The sequence below is a fragment of the Rhodococcus sp. JS3073 genome (assembly GCF_026810085.1).
GTDB lineage: Bacteria > Actinomycetota > Actinomycetes > Mycobacteriales > Mycobacteriaceae > Rhodococcus_F > Rhodococcus_F wratislaviensis.
This window is the reverse complement of sequence record NZ_CP113951.1, coordinates 430927-450105: the sequence shown is the minus strand read 5'-3', so window position 1 is coordinate 450105 and position 19179 is coordinate 430927. Positions and strand designations below refer to the sequence as shown.

Below are 19179 nucleotides of genomic sequence, written 5' to 3'. Positions count from 1 at the left end.
CTGATGGGCGTTAGGCGCCTGCGGCATGGGCCGATCTGGCGCTTTCGATGGTCGCTGGCTCCACCCGGCCGCCGAGAGCGACAACCAGGGGAATCGGGTCGAAGAACTCGCAGAAATGGGTGATCTTCCCATCCCGGATGGTGAAACGCGTGACGTACTCGTTCCTCAGCTCGACCGGAATGACCATCTTCATGTCGCTCTTGTACTCGGCGATGACCTCCCCGGGATCGGAGTGATACGTCTCGAGCCTGAAGTCGTACAGCCCCTCGGTCTCGATGAGGGAGGGAATGGTCTCCAGGAAGGCCATCACTTCCTCGATACCCTCCATTCGACGATTGAATCCCGGTGGTGCGTAACGCATTTCGAAGACTATGTGCTCCGAGAGGAGCTCGCGTTTGACAGCGAAGTCCCAGGTGTTGATTGCGTCGAGATACCTGCGGGCGATGTCGATATTCGACGCTCGCAACTCCTCGTCAGTAGGCACGCGCTCTCCTTTGATAAACTGAACTCACTTCATGCGAAGATTAGGCTGTGACCCACGTCTCGTCAATAGGTCTCTGCGCTGGAAGTCGAGCACCCGAAACGCTTCTGGTGCGCGGGCGTCTGCGATAGAATGAAATGAACCCAGTTCAGTTCGTTCAGAGTGGCGGTGTCAATGTCAGAAATTCAGGCTGCAGGGTTCGATGACAGATTCTGCGGCGGCGACGATCTGTCGCCGCATGTACTTCGTGGCGCGTACGGCCGGTTTCCATCAGGCGTTGCGGCAGTGTGCGCGGTGATCGACGGCGAGCCGGCCGGTATCGCGGCCAGTTCGTTCGTGTCAGTGTCGCTCGAACCAGCACTGGTATCCGTGTGCGTCGCCCTCACGTCAACCACATGGCCGCTGCTCCGTCGAGCCCAATCTCTGGGTGTCAGTGTGCTGGCCGACGCGCACGCGTCGACCGCACGGGCACTCGCGTCGCGAGTGCCCGATAGATTCGCAGGAATAGATTGGGTTCGCGACAGTTCTGGGGCGGTCTTCATTGCCGGCGCAGCCCTTTGGCTGAACTGTTCAATCTACGAGCAGGTTCGGGCGGGTGATCACGAAATCGCAGTGCTCACCGTCAACCGCATCAAGATGCACAGTTCCGTATCACCCATCGTGTTCCACGACAGCCAGTTCCATCGGATGGCGCGCTCCGGTCCTAACCTGTCGAGCTAGGGAAGGAAGACAATGTACATCGAGGTCACTTCTGATGGTTTTTGGACTCGTCACCTATTGGATCTCAAGGCGTTTCACGTACGCATTCGCTGCGATCGCGAGAAAGCCCACCAGTCGCTGGTGCGCGCAAAAATCGGTTACATCGACAACGACGTGGTCTTCATTAGATCAGCTTGGCTCCGCAACCAAGGACCACGCACCCGTGAGTGGCGTGAGGACTTCGGAGCCATGCTGTCTTACGCAGGGGACCGCGGTTGGTATGACGGGGAATTCATTGAAGGACACATAGAGCCCAACTAATAGACTGGATCTTGCTTCGAGCGCTCGGTACCACGCCCGCCGCCTGGCCGGCATAGATTAGTCGACTCCAACGCGCACGCTGGGCTCGTCCACCGCGATGCCGACCTCAACCGTCGCACCCCGGGAGGCGCGGGAGGCGAAGCGCAACCACTTCACATATGCCGGCCGGTGACTGGTCGCCCAGGACGCGGCCACGGGTCGGTGATGTCGAGGAAAGCGATGTCGGGCATCGTCAGCATGAGGACCGCTTCGACGAGTTCACGAGCGAATTGTCGTCGAACGCCGGCACGACCGCAGCCGGGGCCGCCACGAAGCTTCCGTGGACCCGACACCGACGGCGATTCTCGAGTCTCGACTCGTTCAACAGATGATCGCGATCTGCGAGGCCTTCGCACACCTCGACGTCTCGGTGGACCGCGGGCGCGCCAAGCGCGCCACTGCCTACGGTGGCGATTACTTCTCGCTGGCTGACGGCCACGATTGAGTTGTTCGACTGAGCGGCACGAGATTCGCCCCGATCGTCTTTGACACCACCCTTGATGGCTGGGCCCCCTGCTGGGCGCAATTCGTCGATTCCGGTACGGACTTCGCGACCGCTACCCACGTGAAGGGCATCGACCCGGTAGTCCAGTTCCCGATTGCGCGTTATGGCGCGAGTGGAACTTTCACCAGCCGAGGTGGGGCGAACAACCTCATGTGGGGGAATCTGTCTGGCTCGAGGACAGGCCCAACCGCTCGTGCGCGATCACGGGTAGGAGCGCCCACAGGCAACTCGAGGGCCCACCGAAGACCGAGAGGCGGTACAACAGCCTCCGGGTCCATGCGGAATTCCGGACGAACCGCGTCGACACCTCCAGCGCGGGCAGCATCCGTTCAGATGAGCGCGGCATCGCCGTGCCAGCGCGGCGTCGCGACCACAGCGGTATGACCAGCACGGCGAAGACGACTCCCAGCGCCGGAAAATGGGTCTGGGACGTCGTCACGGTCAACTGTGCACCACCGATGATCGGGCGGATCGCGCGGGCGCCGCTCGACGACGCTGAGGACCTTCTCGCGCATGTCCTCCAGTTCCAGGTAGTAGGCCACGTCGTCGAGGAATCGTTCGATGATCAACGCCGGCGTTCCCGTCTTGCGGCTCAGGAGCTGCAACGCACAACGCACGAGTGGCAGCTCGAGGGCATCTCCGAAGCCGATCTCCTGTTCTACATCGCGCGGGGTGAGCGCGACCCCGGGATCGGTGTAGCTGAGTTCCTCGACGGGGTCGTAGCCGATGGAATCCGGCGTCGAGCAGCGCCGCGACCTTCGTTCGGACCAGTTTGGCGTCCTCTGATGTCGGAGACCGTATCGACGGGGAAATGGTTGCTGGTCAGCGCATTCCGAGGATTCGACGGACGGGACCGCGTTTGCGCTTCTTCTCGATCGTCGTGGCGAGTCCGATACGGCGACCGGTGAGTGGATCGGTCGCGGGGGCACCGCCGAACCCGGCTTCGGACGCGGTTTCGGGTGCTGCGTCGCGGGTGTCGGTGAGGTACTTGTCGGGGAGTGAGAGCTTCGCGATGGTGCGCCACGACTTCCAGTACTGCACCGCGAGTGGGCCGGTCGTGTACGGCAGGTCGTACTTGTCGCACAGCTGCTTCACGCGGATCGAGATCTCGTGGTAGCGGTTGGAGGGCAGGTCCGGGAAGAGGTGGTGCTCGATCTGATAGCTCAGGTTGCCGGTCATGAAGTCCATGACGGGGCCGCCGGAGATGTTCGCGGAGCCGAGCATCTGCCGCAGGTACCACTGGGCGTGCGTCTCGTTGTCGACGTCGGTCTTGGTGAACTTCTCGGCGCCGTCCGGGAAGTGCCCGCAGAAGATTACGGCGTTGGTCCACAGGTTGCGGACGAGGTTGGCGGTCGCGTTCGCCTTTACCGTGGACTTCCATGCCTTGCCGGTCAGCGCCGGGTACACGGCATAGTCCTTGAGGGTCTGCCTGCCGAGCTTGGCGAGCACTTCCTTGCCGCGCATCTTGGTGAGTTCACGGTCGTCCCGGCCCCGGGTCACTTTGCCCAGCTCGAGCAATTGGATGGCGAGGCCGTACTGGAACAGCGCCGCGAGAATCGCGTTGTAGGCGAGGTTGCCGAGGTAGAAAGGCTTCCAGCGCTGGTCACGGGTGACGCGGAGCAGGCCGAAGCCCACATCGTCGTCCATGCCGAGGACGTTGGTGTATTTGTGGTGCGCGTAGTTGTGGGTGAGCTTCCAGTGCGCCGACGGATCGGCGTTGTCCCATTCCCAGTTCACGGAGTGCACCTCGGGATCGTTCATCCAGTCCCATTGCCCGTGCATCACGTTGTGCCCGAGCTCCATGTTCTCGATGATCTTCGACAACGAGAGCATCCCGGTGCCCAGCACCCACAGCGAGCGCCTGCGGGAGCCGAAGAGCACGGCGCGGCCGCCGAGTTCCAGGCCGCGTTGCAGCCGGATGGTGTTGCGGAGGTACCGGGCGTCGCGTGCACCACGCGATTCCTCGATGTCCCGCCGGATCGCATCCAGGTCGCGGCCGATGGCCTCGACGTCGGCATCCGTGAGGTGCGCGTATTCCTTGATGTCCGATATCGCCATGCGCCTACGGTACCGTAAGTTACGGAACCGTAGGTTACGGGCCAGTATTTTATGATGATAATCACTTTGACTGGTACGCACCGTTTTTCGCTGTCGAAAGGCGGACAGGGCGAGCAATTACCGCGCTCTGGGGCCGCGGCGACGACCGACCGCACCGTCCAGCAGGACAGTGCGGACGGTGTATCGCCGCGGGCCCGGTCGAACGCGAGGGTCACATCTCGGGCCGGTACGTCAGAGCATCGTCATGCGTGCGCAGTGGAGACTCCGTTAGGGGTGGGTCACTGGATGAGGACGTTGGCGCATGGTCGGTGTGAAGCGGGGGAGGATTGTGCAGAGGGCGGGCAGGTCGTTGCCGCTACGAAGGACGATGCCGTCGGGCCGGATGATGGCGGCGCGGGCGCGGCCGCGGCGTAGCCAGTGGTGTAGATCGGTGCCGGGTCGAGCTAGCAGGACTGTGCCGCCGCGTTGTTCGATGTCGGTGCGTTGTGTCGGGGTCGGGGGGATGGAGGTGACGACCGCGAATCGGCCGGCTACGACCTCGGCGAATCGGCGACCTTGGTCGAGGTCCGGATTAGGGATCAGGCGGCCCGCTCGGCTTCTGCGTAGTCGAGGTCGTTCTATCAGAGTGGAGCGGTGGAGGGCCGGGGTTTCGCCGTCCATGATCTTGTCGCTCAGGCCCGGCATACGGTGCAGCAGTGGTACGACGATGCGACGGATGAGGTTGCCGAGTTCGCCTCCTTCGGTCATGGCCATTCCGACGAGCTTGGCGCGCCGGATCAGTGCGTGCGCGTGGGGTTTGCGTTCGATCTCGTAGGTGTCGAGTGCGCTGTCGGGCAGATCCCCGGTGAGGACGCCGGCAAGTTTCCAGGCGAGGTTCATCGCGTCGCGGATCCCTGCCCCCATCCCTTGTCCGATGAACGGTGGTGTGAGATGGGCGGCGTCGCCGAGTAGGAACACGCGCCGGTCGCGCCATCGGTCCGCGATTTGGGCTTTGAAGGTGTACTCGGCCACGCGGACGAGCTTCAGGTCGTCGACCGGTGTGTTCCGCGTCCACGGCGAGATGAGGGGTTGCAGTCGAGCAATGTCGCGATAGTCGTCGGCGGTCTCGCCGGGTTTGAGCCGGAACTCCCAGCGGTAGCGAGTGTGTCCGATCCGCATGTATGTTGCCGCGCGCACGGGGTCGCACACCTGGTGGGCGCCCTCCCACGCGCTGAGGTCGGTGGTGGTCGCGACGTCGACAACCAGCCAGCGTTGGTCGAACTTCAGGTCCCGCATCGTTGCCTGAATTTGGTTTCTGACCAGGCTGTTGGCGCCGTCGCAGCCGAGGACGTACCTGGCCCGCACCGATTCCTGCATACCGGTGTTTCGGTCGGTGAAGTCGACGCGAACGCTGCCGGTCGTGTCGTCGGCCAGTCCGGTGACCTCGACGTTGCCGCGGAGGGAGGCCTTCGGGTGCCGTGTCAGGTTGGCGCGCAGGATCTCCTCGAACTGCGGCTGGTCGAACATGTTGGCCTCGGGGTAGCCGTGGACGCCCGGACCGGGGTCTCGGTGGAACTCGGTGAGAACGCGCATGTTCCGGTCGACAAGCCGCAACCCGAGGCAGGGCCGGGAGATCACCGCGAATTCCTCGGCGATCCCGAGGTGCGCCACGATCCGGTGGATCTCACCGTCGAGATGGACCGCCCGTGGCTGCGCGTAGACGCCCTCCCAGCGCTCGAGTAGCAGGCACTCGATACCGTACTTAGCCAGCAGCGTGGCGGCGGTCAGTCCGGTGGGTCCGGCACCGACGATGACGACTGGGACGACCCGTTCATTCATCGGATCGATCCGAACAGGACTACGAGGTAGGCCCCGATGGCTACGCCGACGACGATGGCAGGCGCCATCTCACGCAGTCCGTCACCGTTGCGTAGGTGTGTGACGACGGCACCCACCATCAGGAGTAGCAGCCCGATGGCGGCTGCGGCGCCGAGCGCCGGCACGAGTCCTCCGATCAGGAGACCGACGGCACCGGCGACCTCGAGCGCACCGATGCCCCGATACGTGCTGACGGGCATACCGGCGTGGGCTGCTCGTTCCCGCATCGGCGTGGTTGCCGCTATTTTGCCGACGCCGAGCAGGAGGTAGAAGACTGCGAGGCAGAGTGCCAGAACTAGTGATGCGATGGTCATGTGCGCACCGTGACCTTCCAATTGATCGCATATCGGTCCAGGATCGCCTTGACCGTCGGTTCGCCGGCAGGTCCGTCGATCTCGACGGTGGCAAGGATCGAACCGTCCTCGACGGACGCCTGGATGCTGTGGATGCCTGCGACGGTGGCGAGGGCATGCTCGAGCTCGGCCCGTGTCGCGTCGGCGCGCAGAGCGAGCTTGTAGAGCTTGCCTACCGCGGTGACGGGCAACGCGGGGAGGATGGTGACCGCCTTGGGTGCCGCGGCCCGTTCGGGGACGCGCTCGCTAGCCCAGGCTTGCAGCTCGCGCGCGGTGATGTCGGCGTCTGCGACAACGGTGACGTAGGCAACGGGCACTTCGCCGGCGTGGGCATCGGGGCGTCCCACCGCGCTGACCGCGGTGACCTGCGGATGGTCCAGCAGGGCGTCTTCGACGACCGCTGGATCGATGTTGTGCCCGCCCCGGATGATGACGTCCTTCGCGCGTCCGACCAGGTAGATGAAGCCGTCGCGGTCGATGCGCGCCAGGTCGCCGGTATCGAGCCAGCCGTCGACGAGTTTGCCCATGCCGTCGAGAACGGGTCCGTGTTCGTCGTGGCCGGCGACATAGCCGGCGAACACCGTCGGACCGCTGATCGCCAGCACTCCGGTCGCTCCGGTGGGCAGGTCGTCCCAGGCGCCGTCGTCACGGACGCGTACCACTTTGACCTGCTGATAGGGCATCCGTACCCCGACCGAGCCAGGTCGTGGCGCGTCGGTGAAGCTGCGTGCACTCGCGCAGGTTGCCTCCGTCAGTCCGTAACCTTCGAGAAGGGGCACCCCCGTGGGGTCCTGGAACTTCTCGATGAGCGCGGTCGGTAGAGGCGACGCCCCCACCATGGCGAATCGCAGACTACTGATGTCGGCGTCGACCGGGCGCTGCGCGAGGGCCGCGTACACGGTGGGCACCGCGCTCATCGACGCGATGCGGTAGTGCGCGACGATCTTCCAGAATTCGCTGGACAGTATCGGGTCGCGATAGCCGAGCGGGCCGGCCCACACCACGCCCTGGCCCTTGAACAGCGGCGCCAGCAGCGTGACCATCAAGGCGTTGACATGAAACAGCGGCAGGGCGGCGAGAACGACGGAGTCCGAGTCCCACGACGAGTTCGCGGCCAGCATCCAGGCATCGGCGACCTCGTTGTCGTGGGTGTGGGCGGCCAGCTTCGGAACACCGGTGGTACCACCGGTGTGAAACAGTGCGGCCACGTCGAACCCGCGGGGTGGATCACCGATGAAGTCGGAGGAATCGATGTCGGCCGACATCGCACTGAGGTAGCCGATCCGCACTCCGTCGACCTCGGGCAGGTCTGCGGGCGCGCCGGCGGCGCCGGTGGGCCGCAAGACCAGCACGGCGTCCACTTTCCCGCTCACGGCAATCTGGTGCGCGGCCTCCCATGTCTCGGGCGCGAGTTCGGGTCCGGCCGCGACGAGTACCCGGGCACCTGAGCGGCGCAACAATTCAGCGATGTGCTGCGGCGACTGCGCGGCGTTGATGGGAGCGGCGATGCCGGCAAGCTGTGCGGCGAGGGTAGCGGGGATCAAGTCGGCGCAGTTCGGCGCCATCAGGGCGACGGCGTCGTGGCGCCGCACGCCCAGATGATGGAGCAGGTTCGCGTAACGGTGAACATCGTCGAGTAGTTCGGAGAAACTGCGCTGCAATGGCTGCCGCCACCGTGCACCGTCCGGGAGGATGGTGAGCGCGACGCGATCCGGCCACATGCGGGCCGCTCGGGTGAGTAACGCATAGGTGGATTCCGGAAGCCCCCGATCGCGCAGCGGCACGGCCTCGATCGTCGTCAGATCGGTGGGAACCGCGTAACGCGGCCACAGCAGGTCGGTGGTCATCGCGCGTACCTCACCACCGTGCGCTGGCGCCCCAAGTCGATGGTCCCGTCGTCGGTGGCGACAGTGGCTTCGATGAGGTCGCCGTCCTGCAGGTAGTTCGAATTCTTGGCCTGGCCCGCGAAGAAGAGCTTCCATTTGACTGCGGGCGGTAGCAGGGAGGAGAGGATTGCGATCGGCTTCGGTGGGGCGCTCAGTGCCGTCCCGACCGGCGTTCCGGTCAGCAGCAAGTCCCCGGCATCGAGGCGTTGAAACCGGGTCAGCGCCTGCAGAGTCTCGGTCGGCTGGTAGATCATGTCGGCAACGGTCATGTTCTGGCGCGGTTCACCGTTGACCCAGAGCCGCAGGCGCAGGTCGGTGAACCGCTTCAGCTCGTCGCCGTCGAGCAGTACGAGGGCGGGGCCGACCGGGGTGAATGTCGGGTATGACTTGGCCTCGTAGAACTGCGTTTTGGGAAGCTGGATGTCGCGCGCGGAGATGTCGTTGGTGACAACCAGGCCGGCAACGTGATCGGCGAGAGTGTCTGCGGTGATCGCTGTCCCGACCGGGATGTCGCGGGCGAGGACGAGCCCGATCTCCACCTCGTAGTCCAGTAGTTGGACGTGGGCAGGACGGATCACGTCGTCGTTGGGGCCGCTGATCGAACCGGATGCCTTTCGAAAGAAGGTCAACGGAATGGTGGCGGGGTTCATCCCGGCGTCCTCGACGTGCGAGGCGAAGTTCGTCATCTGTGCGACCACCCGGCAGGGGGCGGTGACCGGGGAGAGCAACGAGAGAGTCTCGACGTTCACGGTGCCCTTGTTGAACGCGGCTGCCTCGACGGCCGGTCGGTCGGCCAGCAGTTGGGCGGTGGTGGTGGCCGCGGTGTCTACCCGTGCGGCACCCGTGGGTGTGACGACCCACCAGGCATCGGCGGTGCGGAGGACGGAGATGGTCATGAGCTGGCAACTTTCAGAAGGCCGCGGAGGCGGTGGAGGTCGAATTCGTTGTCGGCGCGCAGCGCGTGGACGATGGCGCGCAATTCCTGGAGTGATTCCCGACCGGGGTTCAATCCGAGGAAGTCTTTGGTGGCGGGCGGCCCCCACTGGGACAGTCCGGACGCGGTCATCGGTGCCCAGCCTGCTTCGAGCGTGCTGTCGAAAAGATCGCCGTCGCTGAAGTGCTCGACCATGAATCCGTCAGGGTCGCGCCAGTAGTCGAAGATTTGGCTGCCCTGGATGTGCCGGCCGATGCCCCAGGACCGGCGGTAGCCCCGGTCGAGCAGGTATTCGCCTCCTGCAGCGAGGCAGTCGAGGTCGGCGACCTGATATGCCGAATGCACATAGCGGTTGGCCGGGCCGAGGACCATCGCGAGCGTGTGATGGTCGGTGGGCGTGGCGCCACGGTCGCAGCGGATGAAGCTCATGATCGGGCCCCGGGCCCGTTGACCGGGGTAGTAGAGGAAGTCGCTGACGATCAGTCCGAGGTGCTCGAGGTACCAGTTGAGTGTTTCGAGGTACGTCGTCGTCTGGAGCACGACGTGACCGAGCCGTTGCACGGTGGCCGGCGCGCGGGGCGGCCGCTGAGGGGCGTTCACCCGCCCGCGGTCGTGGCCGAAATTCAGTGGGAGCGGGGTCTGGTCGGACAGCGCCGGCAACTCGAACGTGTCGGACACGACGCGGACTCCCAATGCGCTGGGATCCAGAAGATCGACCGTGATCCCGCCCAGACTCTCGGGGAGGGGCACGACCGCACCGCCGACCGCGTCCGCCAGTCGCAGCACGTCGGTCGAGTCGGCAGCCCTGAAGGCGGGACCGACGAACCGCGACCGCGGGCCTCGGCGGATGAGCACGCACGGCGAGCCGGGGTCTGTACCACGCAACTGCAGTTCGTGTGCGGTGCGGAGCGCCGTCGTGAAACCGAAGGCATGGGCGAACGCCTCCGCCCGCTCGAGGTCGGGCTTCTCGAACTCCAGCCACGCGAGGTCATGCACCTTGATGATCGGCTCGGCGGCCCGCCCCCGGTGTTCGCCCGCCAGGGCGCCCGGCTCACTGTGCAGACCGGTATGCGGGTCATGGTGGACACTCATTGACCACTCCCTTCAGGTAATGACGATATCGTCACTTACGACCATATCGTCAGTCAAGAGCAGTTGAGGAATTCGTCAATATTGATGACGAGCGGTAGGGTAGGGCCAGCTCAGACGAGTAGGAGATGGGCACGCACGCCATGACCGAGCAGATCACCGATGTACCGAACAGCCTGAGCTGGCGTAAGGCCCGTACCCGAGCCGCGCTCGTACGCGCAGCCCAGTCATCCATGGCGGCAGGGAAACCGACCGCCCCGATACTCGAGATCACCCAGGCTGCAGATGTCGGAATGGGGTCGTTCTACAACCACTTTCAGACCACGGAGGAGCTCTCCCTCGCGGCCGTGGAGGAGGCCCTCGCCCGCCACGGCGCGACGCTCGACGAACTGCCCATCGGCAGGGAGCACGCCGCCGAGGTCTTCGCGCAGAGTTTGCATCTGACCGGACGCCCGTATCGTAGGAGCCCCGGGCCCAGCAACGCTGTTCACCCACGGGCTGACACGTCGTCGGCGGGATGCTGATGGCTGAAATGGGTTTGGTGCAGCGGTTGCTCGGGCAAGACGGATTCGAACCGATTCGCTTGGTGGCCGAAGTGAGCGGGGCCGACGAGGCGAATCGGGAAGAAATTCCCGTGGAGCAGGTCGTAGCGCTCCTGCGGGAGCGTGTGTACGGCGCGATGACGTGTTTGGCGACGCTTGCCGTCCTCGTCCGCTACACGGCTCCCGACACGAGCCCATGGTCTCGGGTCCTGGATGTCGCGGTGGCCACCGGCGGGCTCTGGGCCGCGAGCCTGCTGGCCGACTGGGTAGCGCACCTCGGCGCGCACCACAGTGCTCCGCGCGGACGGGCAGTGCTGCGGATGCTGCAGGCCTCCGGCCAGATTGTAGAGGCCGCGGTCTTGCCCCTGCTTGTATTGATCGCAGCTGCCGTCGGACTATTGAGTCTATCCAACGCGATGTGGATCGCGATGTGGATCCTCGTCGTCGAACTTGGGGTAATTGCTCTGTTGGCCGTACGGATGGCCCAATTACGTTGGTGGCAAAAGCTGTTCACCATCACAGGTTTGGTCGGAGTGGGCGTACTCGTGGTCTGCATCAAGATCCTCGCGCATTAGGTTGGACCGTGTGTGGCGACTGCTTGCGGACTGGAGTCGCCGCCAAGGTTGAGGAATTCGTCAATATTGATGACACGCGGGTACTGTAGGGCAAGGTCGGACGGATCAGGAGAAGGGCACGGCATGACAGAGCAGATCACCGATGCGCCGAACCGCCTGGAACGGCGCAAGGCGCGTACCCGCGCCGCACTCGTACGCGCAGCCCAGTCCTTCATGGCGGCAGGGAAACTGACCGCCCCGATACTCGAGATCACCCAGGCCGCAGATGTCGGAATGGGGTCGTTCTACAACCACTTTCAGACCAAGGAGGAGCTCTTCCACGCGGCCGTGGAGGAGGCCCTCGACCGCCACGGCGCGGTACTCGACGAACTGACCGCAGATCTGGACGACCCTGCCCTGATCTTTGCGCAGAGCTTCCGTCTGACCGGACGCCTGCATCGCAGAAATCCCGAACTGAGCCAAGTTCTGCTCCGCGACGGGCCGAGTCTGGTCAGCTCGGACAAAGGCCTGGCGCCGAGAGCTCGCCGAGACATCGAGGCAGCCGCCCGTGCGGGCCGGTTCAACGTGCGCGATCCCGAACTGGCCCTGACGATCACAGCGGGGGCCGCGCTCTGTCTGGGTCAACTGCTGCACGACCACCCCGAACGTGACGACGCGGAGGACACCGACCAAGTCACCGAGGACCTGTTGCGCATGTTCGGTCTCTCGGCCGACGAGGCCCACGAAATCTGCCGACGCCCCTTACCCGACGCCGACGATCAAACCCACGGCGCAACCGCTACATAGTGTCCGAATGTGCGGACCGGACACGACACTGACCGAGATGAGCGCCGGCGCCGGTCGCTCGGGGTGATAGCTGCAGAGATGAAGGATGCAGTATTACCTCACCACCACAGAAAGCGGGCACGCGAACGGCGATCATGTGCTGGCGCCGCAGGAGTACGAGCAGTTCCTTGAGCACCAGCGCGATTTCACCGTGCGTCGTTCGTTTGTCCAAACGGCTCGGAAAACGAAGGCCCCCATCTTCCGCGAAGCCGTTGTGCAGGTGTCCGAATGGCTCGCCACCTACCCTCCGGTGCACGACACCGACGGACTAACCCGGGGGCTTGTGTACGGCGGCAAGTGGTTCTACAACCTCGGTTCGGCCACTGTGCACGGTTACAAGTGGATGCATGAATCACCGAGTGTGCGGTGGCGCTGTTCGAGGCGCACGCTCTTGACCCGGCAGACCTGCGCAACGAGAAGTGCACTATCCGAGGCATCTGTCCGCCGCCGCTTCCACCTGGGCGGCCCTGTCTCGATAGGTCCGCGGTCCGCTAGCTGAGCTGACGTAATCGGGGAGGTTGTCGGCGAGTTGCTCGAACAGGGTCGGCACTCCGCGGCGAAGCCAGGTCAGCTGGCCGCGGTCGAGATGACCGCCGTCGAGAAGATGGGAGAGACGATGCTGCTGCGCGGGGACGCCGAGCTGACGGAGTTTGGCCGAGGAACTGGTACCGCTGGATCGGATGTGCGCACCGCGTCGATGTGCTGTTCTTCAGTGACGTCCATGACAGAAATTGTGGTCCCGTCGACGGTGCTCGGGAAGGGTTTCACCAAGCACCACAAATCTTTCGTACCGCGGTAGGGGAGCGGTGGCGGGTTGACGTCGGTCGCCGGGCTGGCAACGATGCTCGGTGGATTGCAGCGGCGCAGTCACCCCTCACGCACCGCGGCACCATCATTTGGAGTGCCGCCGCACCGAGCAGGAGAGCACCGGATGACACCGACCGAGCACGACCTCGACCCCCGATATCGCCCAGGCGCGGGTGTTCCGTGACCTGATGGACGCCGAGATCGCGGCGCTCACGGCCCAGATCGAGAGCACCCGAGGGCACGCAGGCCACACCCAAGACGGGGAGCTGGGTGCAGGTCTGCGCGGCCAACTCGCCGAGGCGCATCAGCTGGTGGCCGGGCTGATCGCCCGGTACCCGGATCTGCGAGGCACCGAGCGACCGTCCAGGGACTGATCAGCGTCCTGGATCAGCGGCGGCGGTGCATCGGTGGGCGGTCGCGGTCGATGACGGATGCCTGATCTTCGCCGACTCCGAGGACCTCACCATCGATCCCAGCACCGGCCGCCATGCGGAACCGGAGTTGGCGCCAAGCCGGTCACATCCCCGGGGGAGTGATAGGGGGACGGACAACGCAAGCCACCCACGGCTGCGTTCACCGGGCGGGTCCCTCGACCTGTTCAGGCGGAGGGTCGGTGGGGTACTCCCGGTCGGACAGGATCGGCGTCGTCGTCGATCTCGGGCACTGATGGAGCGGGGCGACAGGTGATGGATCTGGTGAGTGGGACGGCACGGGCGGTGACCGGAGTGGGTGCGGCTGCGACGGCTGGCCTCGGCGCGGTCGGTGGAGCCGCGGTCGGCGGCCTGGTCGGCAGTTTGAAGGGTGCGGCAGTCGGGGCCCAGGAGGGTGCCCGGCGTGGAAGTCATTCGACGCCGGCGGCTGTGTTGACCTTGGGTGTGGTCGCGTTGACCGGTGTGGTGCGGTGGCCGATCGTGGCCGCGGTCGGGGGGACGGCGCTGGTCCTCGAGCAACTCGAACTCGGCACGAGGCCGGACGAGCCGGGGATCGGTGAGCAGTCGACCGGTGCCGGAGCGAAGGCCGCGGCCGCGTCGGCGGTCCCGGCCGCACCCGCGGCCGAAGCGAACACTCCCACTCCTGCCGGGAAGGCGGTGCGGGGGCGCCGGACGCCGGCGAAGACACCGCCCTCAAAGGCAGCCCCTTCGTCGACACCGTGACGGTGGGCCCGACGCGGACGTAGCGGGCTCGCGTTCGTTTCCACGGACTTTTCGGACACGGTGGCGCCGTCGAGCACCGTGGTTGCGGTGCTCGACGGCGCGATTGTGGGGTTTAGGTGTTGTTCGCTGTTCGGGGGGTGGGGTTTCGGGCTTCGATGGCCGCGACGGTCTTGTCGAACGCCTTTCCCAGGACGCGGGTGCCGAAGACGCCGAGCACGGCCCCGAGCGCTCGTCCTTTGAGGTTCTTGCCGTCGCGGACCACGACGGCGTCGACGTCGGTCGTTCCGTCGGGCCGCGGGGTGAGGGTGTAGGTGTGGCCGGAGTTGCCGCCCCACAGGTTGGAGTCGGTGGTCGTCATGACGACGCGGTGGGGGTCGGTCCAGTCGTAGTGCAGGCGTTCCCAGGCCCCGCCCGATCCCTCGGTGACGTCGGCGTGGGTGGTGCCGAGTTCGTGCACGTGGAGGTAGTCGTCGGCGCTGTTGCCGAACAGTGCCTGCCGGCCGGGCCCGAAGTCGGTGAGTGCGTCGAGAAACTGTTCGGGTGTCGCGGTGGTGGTCTGGTGCAGGTGGATCGTGGACATGGTCTTCTCCAGGGTGGGTGGGTGGTGAACGGTGAGGGGGTGACCGGTGGGTGGTGTCGGGGACGGTTAGAGGGGCGGCTCCGTCCCGGCCTGTTCGGCGACCATGTAGGCGGCGTACCAGTCGGGCCAGTTCGGATCCGCTGCGCCGGTGCGCTTCTCGTGTTCGCCGTGAGCGATTGCCGCGCGAATCAGCGCACTGGTCAGGTCGGTGGTGCTACTGAATGTTGTTGCCGTGGTGGTGACGTTCTGGGGGGGAGCGGGTGTCGGTGGTGCTCATGGTTGCCTTCTCGCGGGGTCTCGCCGGGCTGCTCTACAGGTGGGTGTTGCTGTTCCAGCCGGCCAGGATCTGGTCGAGGACGATGGTTTCGGCGCGCCGGTCTTGCCGCTGGTCACGCTGGCGGTCGTGCTGGCGTTGCTGCATGTCGTTGTCGCGGTCGAGCGGATTGTCGTGGGTGACGGCGGCGGCGACGGGCTGCGCGGGGTTCGACGGTGCGGTGGTGGCGTTGGCGGCGCCGACCGGGATGAGGCCGAGTGCGGCGGTCGCGGCGGCGACGGCGGCGAGTCGCTTCCAGGAGGAGGTGCTGGTGGCGGGGTGGGTGATCGGGTGGAGCTGTGTGGTGCTCATGGTGGGTGTTCCTCATTCGAGTGCCGCGGGCCCAGCGTCTGCGGCTACTCGAACGGTGTGTGTGGAGGCCGGAAGCGTTACACCAACCAACCCCGGAGCTAGTGTGATGTGCGTCACTTACCGGAGGGGCTGTTGCGGCGGATCGGTGTCGATGGGTCGAGGCGGCATGACATCACCGGCTGTGCGGTATCACGTCGGTGCGGTGATGTGCGGGCGATGGGGCGAACGTCGCTATCGCCCGCGAGTTGGCCGGCTGTGTTGGTCGCTGGCGGTGATGGACTGTTGAGGTAAGTAAAATGAAATGGATTTAGTGAGGAGGGGGGGAGGAGTGTGGAATGAGGGGAGGGTGGTTGAGTAAAGAGTATATAAGTGTGATGTAAGAATTATGGGGTGAGTTGAAGTAGAGGTAGATAGGGGAGTTAGTGAATGAAGTTTTAAATTAATGAGGGGTGAATGAAAGGGGTGTGATGTGGGAAGTATGTATGAGGGGTAGGGGGGGTAGCGAGGTATGTTGATTGGGGGAATAGGGAAGGGAGAGAGGTAGTAGAGGGGTAGGAGGGTGTGAATGTGGGGAATGGGTATGGGTTAGGATAAGGGGGGGGGGGGTGAAGAGGGGGGAGGGGGGTATGGATAAGAGAGAGTGATAATTAGTTTGGAGAGTGGTGTAGGGTTGGAGTGGAGAGAAGGGTAATGGAGATGGGTATGGTAGGGAGGTTGGAGAAGGGGTGTGAGAGTGAGTGGTGTAGGTAAGGGAGGAGGGGGAGGGGGAAGAGATGGAAGGGATGTGGAAGAGTGAGGGAGGAAGGGTTGGAGGATAGGGAGAGAGAAGAGAGGAGTAGAGGAAGAGAGGAGTAGAGTAGTATTATGGTGAGGAAAGAGGAGGTCGTGACAGGAGCGCGTGCGGTTTGAGTCCTAGAAGGCGCGTTGATCGAGCGAAGATGTCGCTCCGAACGGAGAATAGTGAGCAGCGGCGGTGGTATATCAGAATCGCGTCGTAGGACGACACGTGCAAAGACCGGCAGGAGGAGTTGATCCCTGCAGAGCGATGCTCTGGTAGAAGACCGCGAGAGGGCGGCTGGACGGCAGGTGGCCCGCATGAAAAATGAGCGAGCGGCGCGCGACGCGAAGGATGGGTGCAGGCCCTGCAGCGATGATGTCGCGCGTGCGGCTCGTCGGTCTTCGGGCTCCTGTCCGCGCCATCGGCGGGGGGCGCTGCGGCCGGTCTCGATTTCGGTCATGTCTTCATCCTCTCACTGCGGCGAGATGTGAGTCGGACGCGTGTGTGGCAGCCCGTTGTATGTTGACATCGACTGCTGTTGACAGCGAGTGATGTCAGTTCTAACGTTCTCGACATGCGCGGCATCAACGAGGAGGGCGTCCGAATGGTCAGGTCTGCAATACCGGTGGAACTTCCGGTCGATAGCGTCGGTCGCGCACCCGAAAGGGTCGAGGTACTCATCGTCGGCGCGGGATTCGGTGGGCTGGGAACTGCGATCAGGCTGAAACAGGACGGCATCGAGGACTTTGTCGTGCTCGACCGCGCGGACGACATCGGTGGAACGTGGCGGGTCAATACCTACCCGGGAGCGCAATGCGACATCCCCTCGATCCTCTACTCATTCTCGTTTGCTCCCAACCCGAACTGGACCAGGCTTTACCCGCTGCAGCGCGAGATCCACGACTATCTACGCGCCTGCGCTGAGAGGTTCGGCATCGTCTCGCACCTGCGGATGGGTCATGACGTGCAGGACGCAACCTGGGACGACGACTCGCAGGTCTGGCACGTGACCACCAGTCATGGAAACTGGGAGGCGCGGGTTCTGGTCGGGGCGATGGGCCCGTTCAGCGAACCTGCGGTTCCGAACCTTCCCGGACTGGCGGATTTCCAAGGTGCCGTCTTTCACTCGGCCGCCTGGGACCACGAGCACGATCTCGCAGGGGAAAAGGTCGCAGTGATCGGAACCGGCGCTTCTTCGGTGCAGATCATCCCCCGAATCCAGCCGATCGTCGGTTCGCTGACGGTGTTCCAGCGCACCCCGACGTGGATACTTCCGCACCCCGACCAGCCGATGACCGGATGGCCCCAGAGGTTGTTCGCGCGGGTACCTATTGCCCAGCGGCTGGCACGGACCGGCCTCGATCTCGTCCAAGAGGCGATGGTTCCGGGGTTCGTGTACAGGCCGGCGCTGCTGACGGGGCTGGCGGCGCTCGGCCGCGCCCACCTGCGCCGCCAGGTCCGCAACCCCGAACTGCGGACAAAGCTCACGCCCACCTATGCGTTCGGCTGCAAACGGCCAACGTTTTCCAACTCTTTCTATCCAGCGCTCGCGCGGCCGAACGTGGAAGTAGTCACCGACGGAATTCGTGAAGTGCGATCGAATGGGATCGTCACCGACGACGGCGTTCTGCACGAGGTCGACACGATCGTGATGGGAACGGGCTTCAGGTTGACCGACAATCCCGCGTTCGACGTGGTGCGAGGTCGAGACGGTCGCACGTTGGCGGAGGCGTGGAACGGCAACGCCCGAGCCTATCTCGGCACCACTATCAGTGGATTCCCCAACTTCTTCATGTTGCTCGGCCCCAATTCCGTGGTCTACACCTCGCAGGTTGTGACCATCGAAGCTCAGGTTGCGTACATCCTCAGTTGCCTGAGGGAAATGAACTCGCAGGGGGCGACGAGTATCGACGTCCGCCCCGGGGTCCAGCAGGCGTTCGTCGACGAGGTCGACAAGAGGCTACAGACCTCGGTCTGGAACACCGGCGGGTGCAACAGCTATTACCTCAGCGGAGAGGGACGCAACTTCACCTTCTATCCGGGATTCAACCGCCGCTTCCGCGCGCGGACGCGGCGGGTGGACCTCAACCAATACATCGTCAGCAGGGCCGGAGCCTCGGCGAAGTCGACAGTGAGGACAGCAGGATGATTCCGTTTCCCCGAATCGGCCGAAACCCTGTGGTCGATCCTGTAGGTGCGCGACGGTACACGGACGAAGCGCACGCGATCAATGCTCGTGACGTCGAGTTCTCTTGGGATGGAGTGCCGTTGCACTATGTTCCCGACGAGCCGATGGCCACGCATGTCATCAACTTCATGCACCTGGTACTTCCGGAAGGCGAGCGCGCGATGTCCGCGACGTTGGCCGAGGCACTGCCACTGATCGAGGACGAAAGGCTCCACGAGGAAGTGGTCGGGTTCGTCGGTCAGGAGGCGACCCACGCCGTTTCGCACAAGGGGGCCCGTGAACACCTCGCGGAACTGGGCATGGACATCGAACCGATGGCGAAGAAGATGGACTGGCTCGTAGACCGGATTCTGGGAGACCGAGGGTTGTCCGGCCGTGCGAAACGGGCGTGGCTGTGTGAGCGGCTGGGCTTGTTTGCCGCCATGGAGCACTACACCGCCGTGGTGGGAGAGTGGTTGCTGACGGACCCCGCGCTGGAGAAGGCGGGCATGCATCCGGTCATGCTCGACATGGTCCGGTGGCACGGCGCCGAGGAGGTCGAGCACCGCAACGTCGCCTTCGACGCCTACATGTACGTCGACGGCAGCTATGCCCGGCGGGTACGAACGGCACTGATCGCCAGCCTCACGCTCATCCTGCTGTTCCTGACATCGATGAACTATCTCTTCCGCACCGACCCGTCGACGGTCAAGGGTCGCTTCTGGCCCCTGCAATTGATCCGTGCAACCAGGCGGGGGCTGGTGCCCAACATCAAATTCCTGATCACGGAGATCCCGCCGTATCTCCGTCCCAGCTTCCATCCCTCGCAGATCGGTGACATGGATGTGGCGATGCGCTACCTCGCACGGTCGCCTGCCGCCAACCGCTCCCACTGAGAAGGCCA

The 19179-nt window shown here is 64.5% G+C and carries 21 protein-coding genes and 1 pseudogene; 11 read left to right on the top strand and 11 right to left on the bottom strand.

Going from position 1 to position 19179, the window contains the following annotated elements:
- Nucleotides 1-10: 10 nt before the first annotated feature.
- Nucleotides 11-484 carry a nuclear transport factor 2 family protein gene (locus OYT95_RS02125; protein ID WP_112300663.1) on the bottom strand — a complete coding sequence of 158 codons (474 nt, stop codon included), beginning with the start codon at nucleotides 482-484 and terminating at the stop codon, nucleotides 11-13.
- Between the two features lie 171 nt (nucleotides 485-655).
- On the opposite strand from OYT95_RS02125, the gene OYT95_RS02120 reads away from it, so the two are divergent.
- From OYT95_RS02120 to OYT95_RS02110, 3 genes are all read left to right on the top strand, one after another.
- On the top strand, nucleotides 656-1201 hold the full coding sequence (locus OYT95_RS02120) for a flavin reductase family protein (RefSeq protein WP_268790772.1): 546 nt from the start codon (nucleotides 656-658) through the stop codon (nucleotides 1199-1201).
- Between the two features lie 12 nt (nucleotides 1202-1213).
- A complete protein-coding gene (locus tag OYT95_RS02115) occupies nucleotides 1214-1501 on the top strand; it encodes a hypothetical protein (RefSeq protein ID WP_268790771.1) in 288 nt (95 codons plus the stop codon).
- A gap of 319 nt (nucleotides 1502-1820) precedes the next feature.
- Nucleotides 1821-1985, top strand: coding sequence for a hypothetical protein (locus tag OYT95_RS02110; protein WP_158461226.1), 165 nt, complete (start codon nucleotides 1821-1823; stop codon nucleotides 1983-1985).
- 208 nt (nucleotides 1986-2193) lie between these two features.
- Here the strand turns inward: OYT95_RS02110 and OYT95_RS02105 are convergent, their stop codons facing one another.
- The 8 genes from OYT95_RS02105 to OYT95_RS02070 form a co-directional block, all read right to left on the bottom strand.
- Nucleotides 2194-2484, bottom strand: coding sequence for an MFS transporter (locus OYT95_RS02105; RefSeq protein ID WP_268790770.1), 291 nt, complete (start codon nucleotides 2482-2484; stop codon nucleotides 2194-2196).
- On the bottom strand, nucleotides 2375-2650 hold the full coding sequence (locus OYT95_RS02100) for a hypothetical protein (RefSeq protein ID WP_268792347.1): 276 nt from the start codon (nucleotides 2648-2650) through the stop codon (nucleotides 2375-2377). The genes OYT95_RS02105 and OYT95_RS02100 overlap by 110 nt, the downstream gene beginning before the upstream one ends.
- A gap of 217 nt (nucleotides 2651-2867) precedes the next feature.
- Entirely contained in the window at nucleotides 2868-4103 is a 1236-nt protein-coding gene (locus tag OYT95_RS02095) for a fatty acid desaturase family protein (protein WP_112300660.1), read from the bottom strand.
- Between the two features lie 267 nt (nucleotides 4104-4370).
- A complete protein-coding gene (gene mhpA / locus OYT95_RS02090; RefSeq protein WP_268790769.1) occupies nucleotides 4371-5921 on the bottom strand; it encodes a bifunctional 3-(3-hydroxy-phenyl)propionate/3-hydroxycinnamic acid hydroxylase MhpA in 1551 nt (516 codons plus the stop codon).
- Complete coding sequence (locus OYT95_RS02085) at nucleotides 5918-6274, bottom strand: DoxX family protein (protein WP_268790768.1); 357 nt, start codon at nucleotides 6272-6274, stop codon at nucleotides 5918-5920. The genes mhpA and OYT95_RS02085 overlap by 4 nt, the downstream gene beginning before the upstream one ends.
- On the bottom strand, nucleotides 6271-8160 hold the full coding sequence (locus tag OYT95_RS02080; RefSeq protein ID WP_268790767.1) for an acyl-CoA synthetase: 1890 nt from the start codon (nucleotides 8158-8160) through the stop codon (nucleotides 6271-6273). The genes OYT95_RS02085 and OYT95_RS02080 overlap by 4 nt, the downstream gene beginning before the upstream one ends.
- On the bottom strand, nucleotides 8157-9095 hold the full coding sequence (locus OYT95_RS02075; protein ID WP_112300657.1) for a fumarylacetoacetate hydrolase family protein: 939 nt from the start codon (nucleotides 9093-9095) through the stop codon (nucleotides 8157-8159). The genes OYT95_RS02080 and OYT95_RS02075 overlap by 4 nt, the downstream gene beginning before the upstream one ends.
- Complete coding sequence (locus tag OYT95_RS02070; protein ID WP_268790765.1) at nucleotides 9092-10225, bottom strand: VOC family protein; 1134 nt, start codon at nucleotides 10223-10225, stop codon at nucleotides 9092-9094. Before OYT95_RS02070 ends, OYT95_RS02075 begins: the two co-directional genes overlap by 4 nt.
- Before the next feature lie 140 nt (nucleotides 10226-10365).
- On the opposite strand from OYT95_RS02070, the pseudogene OYT95_RS02065 reads away from it, so the two are divergent.
- The 6 genes and pseudogenes from OYT95_RS02065 to OYT95_RS02040 form a co-directional block, all read left to right on the top strand.
- Nucleotides 10366-10692 (top strand): annotated as a pseudogene (locus OYT95_RS02065) (TetR/AcrR family transcriptional regulator); the annotation flags it as partial.
- 62 nt (nucleotides 10693-10754) lie between these two features.
- The gene (locus tag OYT95_RS02060; RefSeq protein WP_268792331.1) at nucleotides 10755-11339 is read left to right on the top strand and encodes a hypothetical protein; all 585 of its coding nucleotides are present in this window, start codon (nucleotides 10755-10757) and stop codon (nucleotides 11337-11339) included.
- A 123-nt stretch (nucleotides 11340-11462) separates the two neighbouring features.
- Nucleotides 11463-12125 carry a TetR/AcrR family transcriptional regulator gene (locus tag OYT95_RS02055; RefSeq protein WP_268790764.1) on the top strand — a complete coding sequence of 221 codons (663 nt, stop codon included), beginning with the start codon at nucleotides 11463-11465 and terminating at the stop codon, nucleotides 12123-12125.
- An 85-nt stretch (nucleotides 12126-12210) separates the two neighbouring features.
- Nucleotides 12211-12663 (top strand): hypothetical protein, encoded by a 453-nt coding sequence (locus OYT95_RS02050; RefSeq protein WP_268790763.1) that lies wholly within the window; start codon nucleotides 12211-12213, stop codon nucleotides 12661-12663.
- 496 nt (nucleotides 12664-13159) lie between these two features.
- The gene (locus tag OYT95_RS02045) at nucleotides 13160-13345 is read left to right on the top strand and encodes a hypothetical protein (RefSeq protein WP_268790762.1); all 186 of its coding nucleotides are present in this window, start codon (nucleotides 13160-13162) and stop codon (nucleotides 13343-13345) included.
- A gap of 312 nt (nucleotides 13346-13657) precedes the next feature.
- Entirely contained in the window at nucleotides 13658-14125 is a 468-nt protein-coding gene (locus OYT95_RS02040; RefSeq protein ID WP_037227829.1) for a hypothetical protein, read from the top strand.
- 112 nt (nucleotides 14126-14237) lie between these two features.
- Here the strand turns inward: OYT95_RS02040 and OYT95_RS02035 are convergent, their stop codons facing one another.
- Nucleotides 14238-14705, bottom strand: a complete 468-nt coding sequence (locus tag OYT95_RS02035) for a hypothetical protein (RefSeq protein WP_268790761.1) — start codon at nucleotides 14703-14705, stop codon at nucleotides 14238-14240.
- 310 nt (nucleotides 14706-15015) lie between these two features.
- Nucleotides 15016-15330 carry a hypothetical protein gene (locus OYT95_RS02030; protein WP_268790760.1) on the bottom strand — a complete coding sequence of 105 codons (315 nt, stop codon included), beginning with the start codon at nucleotides 15328-15330 and terminating at the stop codon, nucleotides 15016-15018.
- A 1382-nt stretch (nucleotides 15331-16712) separates the two neighbouring features.
- On the opposite strand from OYT95_RS02030, the gene OYT95_RS02025 reads away from it, so the two are divergent.
- Both OYT95_RS02025 and OYT95_RS02020 read left to right on the top strand, forming a co-directional pair.
- Nucleotides 16713-18257 (top strand): flavin-containing monooxygenase, encoded by a 1545-nt coding sequence (locus OYT95_RS02025; RefSeq protein WP_268792330.1) that lies wholly within the window; start codon nucleotides 16713-16715, stop codon nucleotides 18255-18257.
- A complete protein-coding gene (locus tag OYT95_RS02020) occupies nucleotides 18254-19171 on the top strand; it encodes a metal-dependent hydrolase (protein WP_268790759.1) in 918 nt (305 codons plus the stop codon). Before OYT95_RS02025 ends, OYT95_RS02020 begins: the two co-directional genes overlap by 4 nt.
- Nucleotides 19172-19179 lie beyond the last annotated feature (8 nt).

Coding starts and splice junctions, on each gene's coding strand:
- OYT95_RS02040 (WP_037227829.1), top strand. CDS start 13,658: ATGGATCTGGTGAGTGGGACGGCACGGGCGGTGACCGGAGTGGGTGCG.
- OYT95_RS02060 (WP_268792331.1), top strand. CDS start 10,755: ATGGGTTTGGTGCAGCGGTTGCTCGGGCAAGACGGATTCGAACCGATT.
- OYT95_RS02085 (WP_268790768.1), bottom strand. CDS start 6,274: ATGACCATCGCATCACTAGTTCTGGCACTCTGCCTCGCAGTCTTCTAC.
- OYT95_RS02115 (WP_268790771.1), top strand. CDS start 1,214: ATGTACATCGAGGTCACTTCTGATGGTTTTTGGACTCGTCACCTATTG.
- OYT95_RS02120 (WP_268790772.1), top strand. CDS start 656: ATGTCAGAAATTCAGGCTGCAGGGTTCGATGACAGATTCTGCGGCGGC.
- OYT95_RS02030 (WP_268790760.1), bottom strand. CDS start 15,330: ATGAGCACCACACAGCTCCACCCGATCACCCACCCCGCCACCAGCACC.
- OYT95_RS02025 (WP_268792330.1), top strand. CDS start 16,713: ATGGTCAGGTCTGCAATACCGGTGGAACTTCCGGTCGATAGCGTCGGT.
- OYT95_RS02035 (WP_268790761.1), bottom strand. CDS start 14,705: ATGTCCACGATCCACCTGCACCAGACCACCACCGCGACACCCGAACAG.
- OYT95_RS02095 (WP_112300660.1), bottom strand. CDS start 4,103: ATGGCGATATCGGACATCAAGGAATACGCGCACCTCACGGATGCCGAC.
- OYT95_RS02080 (WP_268790767.1), bottom strand. CDS start 8,160: ATGACCACCGACCTGCTGTGGCCGCGTTACGCGGTTCCCACCGATCTG.
- mhpA (WP_268790769.1), bottom strand. CDS start 5,921: ATGAATGAACGGGTCGTCCCAGTCGTCATCGTCGGTGCCGGACCCACC.
- OYT95_RS02050 (WP_268790763.1), top strand. CDS start 12,211: ATGCAGTATTACCTCACCACCACAGAAAGCGGGCACGCGAACGGCGAT.
- OYT95_RS02055 (WP_268790764.1), top strand. CDS start 11,463: ATGACAGAGCAGATCACCGATGCGCCGAACCGCCTGGAACGGCGCAAG.
- OYT95_RS02070 (WP_268790765.1), bottom strand. CDS start 10,225: ATGAGTGTCCACCATGACCCGCATACCGGTCTGCACAGTGAGCCGGGC.
- OYT95_RS02020 (WP_268790759.1), top strand. CDS start 18,254: ATGATTCCGTTTCCCCGAATCGGCCGAAACCCTGTGGTCGATCCTGTA.
- OYT95_RS02075 (WP_112300657.1), bottom strand. CDS start 9,095: ATGACCATCTCCGTCCTCCGCACCGCCGATGCCTGGTGGGTCGTCACA.
- OYT95_RS02045 (WP_268790762.1), top strand. CDS start 13,160: ATGGACGCCGAGATCGCGGCGCTCACGGCCCAGATCGAGAGCACCCGA.